The organism is Gimesia alba (assembly GCF_007744675.1).
Taxonomy (GTDB): Bacteria; Planctomycetota; Planctomycetia; order Planctomycetales; family Planctomycetaceae; genus Gimesia; species Gimesia alba.
Window position 1 is genome coordinate 4,261,176 of the sequence record NZ_CP036269.1, and the last position, 12,677, is coordinate 4,273,852.

The 12,677-nt window shown below is 48.9% G+C and carries 12 protein-coding genes; 4 read left to right on the top strand and 8 right to left on the bottom strand.

The genetic code is table 11. From position 1 onward, the window contains the following. Positions 1–40: 40 nt before the first annotated feature. Positions 41–1,150 (bottom strand): alpha/beta hydrolase, encoded by a 1,110-nt coding sequence (locus Pan241w_RS15790; RefSeq protein WP_145217693.1) that lies wholly within the window; start codon positions 1,148–1,150, stop codon positions 41–43. Between the two features lie 371 nt (positions 1,151–1,521). Between Pan241w_RS15790 and Pan241w_RS15795 the strand changes: the two genes are divergently transcribed. The 4 genes from Pan241w_RS15795 to Pan241w_RS15810 all read left to right on the top strand — a co-directional run bounded on the left by Pan241w_RS15795 (position 1,522) and on the right by Pan241w_RS15810 (position 6,067). Then, positions 1,522–1,920 carry a potassium channel family protein gene (locus Pan241w_RS15795; protein WP_145217696.1) on the top strand — a complete coding sequence of 133 codons (399 nt, stop codon included), beginning with the start codon at positions 1,522–1,524 and terminating at the stop codon, positions 1,918–1,920. Positions 1,921–2,080: 160 nt separating this feature from the next. Then, the gene (locus Pan241w_RS15800) at positions 2,081–3,256 is read left to right on the top strand and encodes a M20 metallopeptidase family protein (protein WP_145217699.1); all 1,176 of its coding nucleotides are present in this window, start codon (positions 2,081–2,083) and stop codon (positions 3,254–3,256) included. 4 nt (positions 3,257–3,260) lie between these two features. Further along, complete coding sequence (locus tag Pan241w_RS15805; protein WP_197999955.1) at positions 3,261–4,859, top strand: GNAT family N-acetyltransferase; 1,599 nt, start codon at positions 3,261–3,263, stop codon at positions 4,857–4,859. Positions 4,860–5,047: 188 nt separating this feature from the next. Then, positions 5,048–6,067 carry a hypothetical protein gene (locus tag Pan241w_RS15810; RefSeq protein WP_145217705.1) on the top strand — a complete coding sequence of 340 codons (1,020 nt, stop codon included), beginning with the start codon at positions 5,048–5,050 and terminating at the stop codon, positions 6,065–6,067. A 244-nt stretch (positions 6,068–6,311) separates the two neighbouring features. Here Pan241w_RS15810 and Pan241w_RS15815 read toward each other — a convergent pair whose 3' ends face one another. The 7 genes from Pan241w_RS15815 to Pan241w_RS15845 all read right to left on the bottom strand — a co-directional run bounded on the left by Pan241w_RS15815 (position 6,312) and on the right by Pan241w_RS15845 (position 12,509). Then, positions 6,312–6,641 (bottom strand): hypothetical protein, encoded by a 330-nt coding sequence (locus Pan241w_RS15815; protein ID WP_145217708.1) that lies wholly within the window; start codon positions 6,639–6,641, stop codon positions 6,312–6,314. Positions 6,642–6,843: 202 nt separating this feature from the next. After that, a complete protein-coding gene (locus Pan241w_RS15820; protein WP_145217711.1) occupies positions 6,844–8,346 on the bottom strand; it encodes a PcfJ domain-containing protein in 1,503 nt (500 codons plus the stop codon). An 862-nt stretch (positions 8,347–9,208) separates the two neighbouring features. Further along, positions 9,209–9,868, bottom strand: coding sequence for a hypothetical protein (locus Pan241w_RS15825; RefSeq protein WP_145217713.1), 660 nt, complete (start codon positions 9,866–9,868; stop codon positions 9,209–9,211). 54 nt (positions 9,869–9,922) lie between these two features. Continuing rightward, positions 9,923–10,324: a transposase gene (locus tag Pan241w_RS15830; protein WP_145209663.1), complete on the bottom strand. Its 402-nt coding sequence runs from the start codon at positions 10,322–10,324 to the stop codon at positions 9,923–9,925. Then, positions 10,321–10,767: a transposase gene (locus Pan241w_RS15835; RefSeq protein ID WP_145209666.1), complete on the bottom strand. Its 447-nt coding sequence runs from the start codon at positions 10,765–10,767 to the stop codon at positions 10,321–10,323. Before Pan241w_RS15835 ends, Pan241w_RS15830 begins: the two co-directional genes overlap by 4 nt. Positions 10,768–10,848: 81 nt before the next feature. Beyond that, positions 10,849–11,067 (bottom strand): hypothetical protein, encoded by a 219-nt coding sequence (locus tag Pan241w_RS15840; RefSeq protein ID WP_145217715.1) that lies wholly within the window; start codon positions 11,065–11,067, stop codon positions 10,849–10,851. A gap of 74 nt (positions 11,068–11,141) precedes the next feature. Continuing rightward, positions 11,142–12,509 (bottom strand): hypothetical protein, encoded by a 1,368-nt coding sequence (locus Pan241w_RS15845; protein WP_145217717.1) that lies wholly within the window; start codon positions 12,507–12,509, stop codon positions 11,142–11,144. Positions 12,510–12,677: the final 168 nt, after the last annotated feature.

The following is a 12,677-nucleotide window of genomic DNA, read 5'->3' on the forward strand; positions in this document are numbered from 1 at the left end:
ACGTCTACAACTGAAGCACACGAACAGAAACCTGCTTTTTTCAGTCTTTCAAAACGGAGTCAAACAGCTGGTAAGCACGGTTGCGTTGTTCCAGCGGAAAGTTGTGATCACAATCCGGGTGATCGATAACCAGCTTGTCTTTTGCTCCCAGCAACTCATACACAGGTTGGGCGCTCTCGGCACACTGATCAACACTTTTCCAACGGAAGTTGGAATCGTGGAGGGGTGCGTTGACATACACGGGCCGTGGTGCCAGTGCGCCGAGCAGTTCCGGAAAATCGAAGGGAATTTCGTCCAGCTTTCCGCGGTAGTCCGACATCCGAGGCATGTAGCGAATCTGGCACCAGCCTTTGCCGAAATACCAGACGCGTTCGGCGGCATTGTAATAATCGCGATAGGAATCAAAGCCGCAACTGCTGACGATGGCAGAAACGCGGGGATCAAAGACCGCCGTGTAGATGGCATTATGACCGCCCAGAGAATGACCGATGGCTCCCACTCCCCGACTTAGATCGACGTAATCCAGAGACTCAAGCAGGTCAATCGCCCGTGAATTGTCCCAGATCGCTTTCATCGTGCCACTCACAAATCCCAGCTTGCCCAGATTCGGCCAGTAATTTGCCAGATGAGGGTAAGCGGGCGCAATAGTGACATACCCCCGCTCCGCCAGTTCGGCAGCGTACTGCCTCCCTTCCCGTCCCCCCAGTCCCAAAGCGACTTGATGGCCCACCTTGTTGTCAGTCGGATGTAGACAGAGCACCGCCGGAACCTTCTTTCCATCCTTTGCTGAATGGGGAATACAAAGGTAGGCCGGTGTTCGGGAACCGGGTGACGACTGATAGGTGATTAGCTGCCGCGTATATTTGTCGAGTTTAACCTCTTCGAGGATTTTCACATCCAAAGCGACTCGCTGGTCTTCTCCGGGGAATGGTCCCATGACTTTTTCCATCCCATGAATGATTTCTTTCCGTCGTTTTTGCCAGTCGGACGGTGTCTGGACTTTGCTGACTTTGCCTGCTTCATCCCGGTACAGCAGCAGATCGTCGGGGTTGAGACGCACCGGCTGTTGCTGTTGTGCATAAAGGGAAACTGATAATAATGTAGGCAGAATGATCACAGCGATGATCATGTTCTTAAAACCAGAGGTCATTTGCGGCTCCTTGGGCATCGCGAGACATCGTTAGACGGCAGGAGAGGCGTCTCCGTCGCACAGTGACGATAACAGGGAAGTTGAACAGCTCCTGTCACATTCAAAAGTAACGCCTGAAACAGGACGAATCAAGCGGCTTTCCTGTGTATTGATACCAAACAGGAAAGGTTCCAGAGAAAGATCTCTGAGCCAGTTTTCTTTCTACGAACGATCAGGAATGACACGAAACGCAGGAACCATTCTGTTCGCAGAACCATCAATCGGGTAAGATTCAAGTAACCGAACAAGATGAGAGCAGGCCTGGGTAAACTAATCTGCCCCTCACTCTCAAACCTGGCTTCATTTCACTTTCGTCATCAGAGACCAATCCCATGTTTAAGCATTTACTTCGCAGACGCCTTCCGCTTTTTGTTGAATTCTTCAGTGCCTTCGTGCGTTATGCCTCTTATGTGCGAGAGGTCTTCGTGGCACTCCTGTTAAGCCTGTTGCTGGGCGCGTTTCTGATCTGGCGATTTGAGAATCTCGACTTTGGAGATGCCGTCTATTTTACACTGATCACCGGGCTCACAATTGGTTACGGCGATATTACACCTGAAACACCGCTGGGAAAACTGATCAGTGTCTGCATCGGCCTGATTGGGATGGTCGTAGTAGGCCTCACCATTGCCATTGCGACGCGTGCCTTGAATGAAACAGCAAAACGACACATGCACCTTGAACAAGAAGATCAGCATTCACAAAATTCGTCTTCTACCTCACACTCCAATTGAGAGACGATGATCGATTGAGACAGTGACCCAAATCAAAACGTGAATTTTGCTCTCCGAACTGGTATAATAAAAGAGTAAGGATATGGATTCGATAAAAACCGGGCCATAACAAAATGGGCTTTTATTCCAAGTGTCGGCACAAGACTGCAGAGGTGCAATTATGACGGGATTAGATTCAAAACTGTTTGAGCAAATTGTATCATTTCGGCGCGAGTTGCACGCTGAGCCCGAGTTGAGTTGGCATGAGCACAAAACATCAGATCGGATCGCCGCGTTCTTAGATCAGTTAGGAATTCCCTGCAAACGAGGCATCGCAGGCACCGGGATTATCGCAGACCTTCCCGGAGAGCACGATCTTCCGTTTGTCGCATTGCGTGCCGATATGGACGCCCTGCCGATTCAGGAAGAAACCGGATTGCCTTTTGCCTCCCAGGTTCCTGGAGTGATGCATGCCTGCGGCCACGATGGTCACACCAGCATGCTGCTCGGTGCGGCTGCGTTATTAGCTCAAGAAAAACATCGACCGGCTCCGATTCGGTTCCTGTTTCAACCTGCCGAAGAAACCGGAAGCGGGGCGAAAAAGATGATCGAAGAGGGCGTACTCGAGAATGTCGCGCTGATTTTTGGCGGTCATTTGGATCGGCATTTTCCAGCGGGAACGGTGGCCGTCACCGATGGTCCCGTCAACGCATCCAGCGATCAGTTTCACATCAAAATCCACGGTCAGGGAGGGCATGCTGCCCGCCCTCATGAAGCCATTGACTCTGTGGTCGTCGGGTCTCTGTTGGTGATGGCCTTGCAAACAATCGTTTCGCGAGAAGTCAACCCGGCTCATCCGTCGGTGGTGACCGTCGGTCATTTCGAAGCAGGAACCGCTTCCAATGTCATCGCTTCCAGTGCCCAGCTTGATGGCTCAATCCGTGCTCAAGAGCAGTCAGTCAGAGAGAGTCTGCATCGTTCAATAGAACGCATCGCGCGATCGATTGGTGAACTGCATAACGCGATCATTGAAGTTACGATCGACTTGGGAACGCCGCCACTTTCTAATCCTCCCAACATCGCAGAACTGTCCCGAGACGCAGTACGGAGCTCATTCGGAGAAGAGGCCTTGCGAAAACTCGAAATTGCCAATATGGGGGGAGAAGATTTCGCATATTACATGGAGCAGATACCGGGCTGCTATGTACGGTTCGGCAGCGTGCTGGCAGGGAAAGAAGGATATCCGGCTCACTCCAGCCGATTTGACTTTGATGAGCAGGCTCTGAATGTGGGGGCTACGTATTATCACGCTGTCGCACTGGCCGCGGGACGTCGACTCCTTGAACAGGGAGAGTGAGACCATGATTGATATTCGTAGAGCCCGGGAGACGGATGCGGAAGTCATTAGCGAATTGTTCCACATCGCCTATGGTGACAGTTATTTTTATCCCCAGTATTACGATATCCAAGCGCTCAAACGCATGATCTTGAGCGATGACACACTGTTTCTGGTCGCTGAAGACTCGGAGACGGAAACGGTTCTCGGCACAGCTTCTGTCGTGCTGGAGGTCGGTGCGCATGCCGATCTTGTGGCCGAATTCGGTCGTCTGGTTGTCCATCCCAAAGGACGCGGACAGGGCATAGGCAGTCAATTGATGCAGGCACGTATTGAATTTGTTCAAGACCGATTGCACGTGGGCATTGTCGAGAATCGAAGTGCCCACGAGTTTTCCCAACGCATTTCCCACCAGCATGGGTTTCATCCCGTCGGATTGCTGCCCAACAAATTTCAACTCGGCGACAGGGAATCAGCGGCCTTATATGTCTGCCACTTCGGGCACGCACTCGAACTGCGTCGTAACCATCCCCACCTCATTCCGGAAGTCTATCCGCTTGCCAAACTTGCACTGGAGAATTGTCAGCTGAATTGTGATGCGATCATTGAAGCCGAGCCACGAGCGTACCCGCATTTCCATCAGTTTGAGGTCCAGGAGATGGAATCCGAACTATACCCCGTTCTGCTCCGTTTTGAGCGGGGTCGCATCAAACAACGGGAAATTTTCGGACGGATGCGACTGCACTATGGTCTGTTTCAACTACGCGCCAGCCATGCACAATACCTGCTCGCGTATCGCGATGGCTTAATGGTGGGCGCGATTGGCTTCTCGATTGATGAACACGAACGAACCGGAAAAATCTTCGAACTCGTTTCTCTGGATGATTCGCCCATTTATTTTCTGGTCTCCGAACTCGTCCGACGCTGCCGGGAAGAATACAGCATTGACTATCTGGAAGCGGACGTCAGTGCCTTCTCGCCGCAAATGCAGCAAACGTTTCTGGAGAACGGTTTTCTACCCGCAGCCTATATTCCGGCGATGATTTTTCATGAAGTCGAACGTCTGGATGTCGTACGTATGGTCTGCCTGCTGACAACCTGGAATGGGGACTCATTACAAGTATTTGAACCGGGCAAGGCCATTGCGGATCTCGTAGATCAATCACTCAGGCTAAGAACGGCTCTCCCCAAACTGATGCAGGCTGTCAACACAGCCCCCTTATTTGCAGGCTTGTCGGAAGAACAACAACAGTACGTGGCAGCTTCAGCCGAACTGGAAACGCTGGAAGAAGGGCATGTGCTGTTTCGACCGGATGATCCCGCTGACAAGATCCGCGTCATCATTTCCGGAGAAGTTGAGATTCAGAATTGTCATGGAAAGACCGTCGGCACGATCGGCGTCCACGAATCGCTGGGCGATCTGGCGTCGGTTTCGGAACCCTCGCATCGCGTTTCGGCACGCGTCAAAAGTGAAGGTCAGGCAATGCTGTTTTCCCGTGACGCACTCCAGCAACTCGTTCACACCCGCCCCGACATCGGCATGATCCTGTTTCGCAATCACGCATGCGAACTGGCTGACAAGTTACAACGCATGAATGTGCATGCCCTCTTCAAACAGGAGTGAGTTCATAAAGCATTGTCAAGAAATGCGTTTCTCCCACTAAATTCAATGCAGCGTAAGACGCGTGAAACAAATTGACAACGCCCCATTCTTCGGCTACGATTCCCATATACACTTCTTCACTCATTAATGGCAACTCCAGCGGTCCGCCAACCCGGCCAGTTTGGCCGTTAACCGAAAGGTCTGCACCAATGAGAGACATTCGGAGTCACACGCAGGGATATATCATCGTACTCGCAGTCCTGCTGAGTGTAATTGCCTCTACTTCTATTGTATCTGCTCAGCAAAATAAAAAGACGGAGCTCAAGGAGCACTACGTCTTCGAATATGTACGGGTCTTCTACGTCAAAGAGGGGACTGGTGCGGTCTCTCCTGTCGACGTAAATAAGAACTCTGTTCCGGACCAGGTCGAAAACGTGGCCAAACAAGTCTGGGCTGCGCATCAACTGTTCTGTCGCGTCCTCAAGTTTCCAGACCCGTTTGAAAGCGAGCGATTTAAGAGACCCAACTGTATTCAGGTCAGTATCCGCGACCGCAAGGAGATGGGAGGTAACAACGGGATTGCGTTTTCAAGTGCACAGCGTGCTCGAAACATTCCCGAGGGCAAGCCCAAAGACCGCTGTGTCGTAATGTCGATTTCCAGTCAACTCGACCCCACAAAAAACGTCACTCCCACTCATGAAACATTCCACCTTGTTCAATATGGTGCGACGCAATTCAAAAATTCCTGGTTTCTGGAAGGGATGGCACGCTGGTCAGAACATGCCACAGGCAAGGACGGAATCGGAGACATCAAGTATTCTCCCAGAGGACCCTGGCCGCAAATCCCCGCACATCTTGCTCAATTGCCAAAACTGGGTTCTAAATCCGAACATGTCCTGTGGAACCCGATTGCTGCCCGTACTGACCGGGACGGTTTTCTCTCAACCAAAATGCTGGGTAAAGAGTTAGCCACGCTACAATATGCAGATGGGAGCCCCGTCCTCAGGGATCGTTTTCTTCAAGGTGGAAAAGTCATGCGAGACATCATCGTCGAACTCAGCAAGCTGGATGATGAGGCGTTCAAAGATCTGAAGCTTGAAAAATGGACCGAAGAGAATCGCAGGGCTCCCGAAAACAACCCCTACATTTACAAAGCGATCATGGATGCCCTGCGAAATCAAGGTGTCAAAGTGGGCCAATACGAAATCCCCGATGAACTCAAACGCTAGGTAGCGTTTATTTCATAGTTTTGAGCGTGATTTTGAGGACTTCAATTTTACCCAGGTAAGAATTAACCGTGGTCGATGTTATACTGTTCCCCTTGTTTTCAGGTACTATGACCGCAGAAATGACTCATTAGCCATTGGGCGTTAGCCCCGGTTTGCGTGCTTTCATTTCGTCGATGCAAATGAAGAAACGCTACCTAAACAATGACCAGGGCTGCCTACCTTTCCGCAGCCATTCCCCCCTCGTTCATTCAACTTCAAAATCAGCAACCAGCGCAAAACGCAGCCCTAAACATTTTATTCTTCGAATGATTTCCGCTATCAATTCTTCGTATTCGCTGTGAAATGATTCATGGTTTGGCTCTGCCGAAATGACCAGAGGATAGAACAGAAACTCGTCATTTGCTACTTTTTCCTTGCGCCACCATGCACTGATGCGCGACCAGATCGAAGAATATTTCTGGTTTTGGTTCCGTTCTACGTCGATTGATAGCACAGTGGTACTCATCTCCCATCTGCGACCGTTATATAAATGAGCGTCCTTTGCACTCGTGATCGCAATCACTTCTTCCGCCATCGCTTGACACGATATATTCCCATCGACATAGATCTCACACCAGTTCTTCGTGCTCATATCGCTACCTTAAAGATCGTTGAATTGGTGAAATGGATGAATTTTATTCTTGCCATCATCATGATGGAGTCGGCAGCTTTTAATGAGTGTGCGATTTAAACAAAAAGGCTCCCGACAGAAGGTCGGAAGCCCTTTTGCAAATTTGTTATGCTTGAAGATTTAAAGTCAAACCTGCCTGGTCAGCCCAACGCTTCAGTATTTTTGTTTCGTATGCTGTTGCAATTCGGTTTGAATTTCCTCGTACTTCATTAATCGTTTTAGTAGAGTTTCTTACTTCAATCGTCAGCACTTTCGAACAGCCATCAAATGTTTCGCGTTCCAGCGACCAGATCGAACACGTTCCCTCTTCACACAAAGAAGCATATGTTGCCACACAATGGTTCATCTTTTGTCCTTCAATGTAAAGCGCATCTGCGTCCAACAATTCACGTATCGTCCAACAGATGAGATATTTACATTCATCCGATCCCTCATACAGTTCAAACTCATTGATTGATGAATGCTCCCAAACTCCAGTTTGATTCTCGTTATTACTTCTCATTTCAAATTCATGTTGCCAATCCTCTACTGCTCTTAACAGTGTTTCCGGATGACGGTCTTTGATCGTAAAATTAGGTAGTATTGGAGGATGCTGTTCACGATCTTCCTGATTCTGAAAGAAAGTATGGGAACCAAATCGATGGTATTGAATATAGCCGATAATGGATTCATATCTGGCCGGATCCAGAATCGGATGTGCAATAAACCAGCGAATCACGGTAACCCAGAACGACTCGTCTTCAAAGCTTCTTCCCAGACGAGTTGCCAACATGGCATCAATCTGTCGCTCGCTGCCGCCCATGTTTTTAATTTGCGCATAACGCACTGCCTGATAAACATTGTGACGAGCAGGAGCCTGCAGAAAATGATGTAACATTTTTCTGGTGTAGGGAATCGGAAATTCCCTGATGGGAATTCTGATTCCTCTGCCTGTATTTAGATACCATTTCTGCATCTGCCTTGCTTCTTTTGAAGGATTCAGAAACCAGACGCTGTCAAAAAAACTGGGTACTTCATAATATCCAAACAGATGACGAAGCAACGAAGCAAACATCTGACGTGCGTTATTCGTCCGCGGTTTCCATTTCTCGATGGGGCGAATCCAGTCGGCATAACGTTCTGTGATCCAAAACAGTCCCCCCAAATATGTATTAAAGGGTGAATTTTCCAGACCAGGAATTACATATCCGGCTTCGAAAAACTGTGTCCATGGTTCCAGATACTCAAGCACACGTTCCAAAATTCGAGTTTTTACCTTGGGACGGCGTCTTCGTTTTGAATTTTCATAAACTAACGCACACAGAATCTTTTGTTCTGATTGACTCACATCTTTGGCTAACAGATTTCCGCGACAAATATGCTGTATCATGCCGTGCAGTTTATTCTGCATTCTCTTTTCATGGATCCATTTTTCTTCTTCCAGCGTTCGCTCATAGAATACTCGTTCGCGATAGAGAACTTTCCACTTTTTATTCGTCCTGTTACAGAATCCATGTTGATCGCACCATTTACGATACTCCTCAACCGTTTTAAGGTTGAGTGCCTGAATGTGATCTCGAAGATCGGGGGAAATGTCTCCCTTTTTGTTCTTGATTTTTTTCTTACTCATAGTAAACACCAGCCGTGGATCGCGTGTTTTAAGTGATACCGGCAAAAGATCGATACTTAACTTTAATCTTAAAACGTTCCCAGTATATTATGCGTTCTCCCAAAAATGATTAGGGATTCTGATATCAGAAGACACGGAAAGGAAAAGAGGGTTCGTTAGAAGTGAATACACGAATCAAAAATAAATCATTATTTGGAAACAACGCCCTGAAGAAACGTTTTTCGTATTTTTAAATTCTGACTGTCATTCATATTTAAAAAAAACAATTTAAACAAATTTCGGATTCTGCACTTTCTATATCAGCGAACTATCTTCGATCCCCTGCTCTTGGTCATATATTTCATTTCTGAGAGGAGGCCGATAAGACTGCTTCGACTTCTCGCCGCTCGCTCTTGATCTCTTCTACAACCACAATCTGTTCTATTTCATTAGCACGGTTTTGATATTGTTTGCCGTCCGGTTTGCTTATGGAACCATTGAGATCGAGGCAATCAACTGCTGTGTCATGAAGGGAGTGCTTTTTACCGCGGCTAACGCCTTGCGGCTGATTTCTTTGGGGGACTTTGCCAGCCGGAATGACTTATTAGCCGCAGGGCGTTAGCCCCGGTTTCTCCCAGTTTGCATAGACCAATTCAATTTAAGAAACGCTATCTGGCAGGCTATACCATACTATTAGCGAGGATTGGTGTGTTGATTGCGCGTTAGGGCAACGTCTAGGAAAATAACACATAAGTTGCACATAATTGGCGCTGTGTAAAAACACATTGATCTAGATCTTTTTTATAGTTCAATTCAATCTGGTGCATGGGAGATCAGCGAGTCTGGATTAATCATTGATTTCAGGTTTTCTTTGTTTCAGGATTTAATCCACAACAGGAAACTGTTTCATCAATTGAGACGCTGCCTCTTTTGTTTCCTTCCAGTCACCGGTTTCGTTGGGAACAGCCTTCACAACGACAGTGAAATCGAGTTTCTCGCCTTTCTTGAAGGACTGCCCGTTATTGTGCCGCAGGTAGTATTTGTGATAACGATCGAGGTCCCAGATATGGCTCGCGCTTTTGTTACCGGCGATGACGCGAGGCGTGTAACATAACAAGCCGAGTTGATCTTTCTCATCGTATTGCGCGACCCAGGTCGTATCTTTGGTGACCGCCATTTTCTGAGAATGGGAGAGCGGACCCTGTTCGATTGAACCATCCGGCAGCTGTGCCATCCACTTGGTAGTGGAAGGTGGAAAGCAGTGCATGAAGTAATAGAGTAAATCCAGATCACAGACTTCCAGTGCTTCCATCTCCGTTCGTTCATAAATTTCTGTGTTGGTCAGAATGATCTCGGCACGAACTTTGAACTTCCAGATCGTCGAATCCTTGATGAACTCAATCCGTTTCCCGGTAATCGTTTCCCCAGTTTTCGTGATGGGAACGTCCTTCCCATCCACAATCAATTTGATCCGATGAACCACTTCCCGGCCCCCCTCTTTGTGCCCGGTTCCCCACCACTGAGCCCCTTTGGGCCGCAACACAGTCCCGTAATGGCCGTTATTGAGACCAAATTGATGACCGCGATAGAGGGCATCTCAAAACCTTTTTAATAGTGTAAATAAACACCCAAGAATTACAAAGCTTTCGTAGAGGTAATCGTGATATTCCCAGCGCGTGACAATGCGACGATAGTTGTGGAGCCAGGCAATACTGCGTTCCACAATCCAACGTCGTTTGAAGCGTGGAAGCTTTCGACCATCTTGCGTCGGCGGTTTGACTCTCGATTTTCGATGCGGGCAGATCAGATCGATATTCTTTTCCATCAGCCGTTTGCGCAACGAGTCCGAATCGGCGGCTTTGTCATAAACAAGTCGCTCGGGTTGTCGATTTTGCAATGTGATTTTTTCAAGCAGCGGTTCGATCAGCTTGACTTCGCTACGACGGGCCGATTCTGTGTCGATCGCCACAGGTGTCCCGTGACGATCGACAAAAATCATGACCTTTGTGCCTTTGCCACGACGAGTCGGGCCAACTCTTCTACCCCTTTTTTTGCCGAGGCAAAAGTGCCATCAGCAAAGGTTTCCGAGAAATCAATCTGGCCAGCATCATCCATTCGTTCCAAGATGATTTGCCAGGCAGATAAGAGCCGCCCTTCGATCGTCCATTGCTGGAAACGTCGATGGCACGTCGCTTTTGAGGGATACTCTCTTGGTAAATCTTTCCATCGTGCTCCTGTCACCAAAATCCAGAGAATGCCTTCCAGGCAATCTCGTGGATGGGCTTTTGGACGTCCTCCCTTTTTGGAAGGGGGAGTCCAGGGAAACAGTTTTGCGACTAAAGACCATTGTTTATCGGTCAAAACGACCGGGCGTTCCGTCCTGGACGCTGTTTTTGTGGAAACCCGTTTTCGTTTGGGCCACCAGACCAGCGTCATATACATAAGAAATTCTCCTTTCAGGAGAACACTTCATGCAAAAGACGCGCCAAACCGTTCACTTTTTTTGACGTTATGAGACAACCTCTAGGACATTTTCTCGATCGTCCAACCACTGGCCGCATCCAGGGGAACGGTGTAGTTCTCTGTCTTGAGCGTCAGAAAACCGGTCTCAGGCACCCCCGCATCATACAGCCGCTCCGCAGTCGTTTTTTTATCTTTATCAGGATTGGCAGCTTGAACCATATTTGCAGAAATCAACACAACAACAAGCCAACAGGTTAATACAGATTTCAACATGGTCATCAGTTAGATTTTCTTTCAATGGGGAAAAGAGTTTTCCCCGTTTTGCTAGTTTTAATGTAAACTGTAGATCGCACTTAAGGCTTTCCAACACGGGCCTTTTCAGCCGCTTCCCGTTTTTCAACATCCTTCGGATGCTTGGAAAACGATTCGAAGACATCACCAATCACCTGATCAGCCAGTTCGCTCAACTCGGTCAGAATGATGGCTTCTGCTTCGGGGGTCAGCTTTGACCGAGTCGGTTCATAGCCGCCGACTTTGTAGGAATCTGCTGTGGCGATGTAGCCGATGTATCCGTTGGCATAACCCACGATGATGGGAATCGCCCGATCGGCGATGTCTGCTTCCAACTTCATTCCGTATTCCACCATCGGCTCGCCCGGCATCGTCAGCAACAAATAGGGGCCAATTTTGATCGCCTGCAGTTCCGCATCGATCCGCCCTGCTTTACCGGGTAACGAAACGACAGTGTTGGCGACGCGAATTTGATAAAACTTTTCCCGATTGGTTAACTCTTCACGGATCATACTCCGAGACAGAGACCGCACGACAGCACTTCCCAAATCCCGGCCCGCCCACTGAATGTCGGCTTCATCGGCACAGCGATAGGGATACCCAGGCAGATTGGGACGAATATCCCCCGCACAGCCCTGCAGAAACAGCGAACTGGTCTGATTTCCGTAGCACATTTCCACAAACGTCTGCGCTTCGCCGGGAAAGTCGGCACTCATTTTGGGATACCCGTTCGGATAAGGCGTCGATCCTTTATCGCCCCAGGTAAAAAAGCAGGGATGACAAACCGCATGCATCAGCACCGCCTTTGGAGTCAACGATTTTCCATCGTCGAACCGCAGCACTTTAACCCGTGGATCATTGGGACCATCTTCATTGAGCCGTACCACAGCCCGTCCATTGATGACTTTGCGTCGATTGATACTGAACCCGATTTTGTCTTCCCCATAGCCAACAGTTACAGGACTCATGTTCGCCGCCGCCTGCTTTGCTGCATTGGTGAGTTTTAAAATCAGTTCCTGCCCCCACTCTGATTTGGCATCAAAGCCGGGCCCGGAGTGATTGTGAGAGGCAGTCACCATAATGTTGGCCGCCGGGATACCCGTTGCTTTCTCAATCTGCTGGCGAGATAACTCCACAAGTTCGCGATACGCACCAATCAAATCCAACGTCACAATGGCCACTTTGGTCTGCCCGTCATCCAGCACCAGCACACCGGCCCGCAGAGGATCACGTACGCCCGTCACCTTGCGACGATGCCCGACGACTTCCAGCTGTTTAACTTCCGCAGGCGTGATGTCCACCTTAGCAACACCGGCTCGCAGGTTGGATTCTACATCAAACGCTTCCTCCTCCGCACAAGTGATACCGGTAAGACAGACAACAAACAACAGGCAAAGACAAAGACAAAGACGTCGGGAGATCTGGTGCATGGTTCAGGCTTCTGTTCATGAAATAAGTTTGCGGGTCCCCGACTCATCTGGAGCGATGAATCAGGGGAACGGGGGGAGAACGTTCGGTCTCTTCCAGTCTAGACACCCCGGAATGAAGTATCAAGCATTTTCAATGTGTCTTCCCGACTCGACGTCGATTCTAAACCG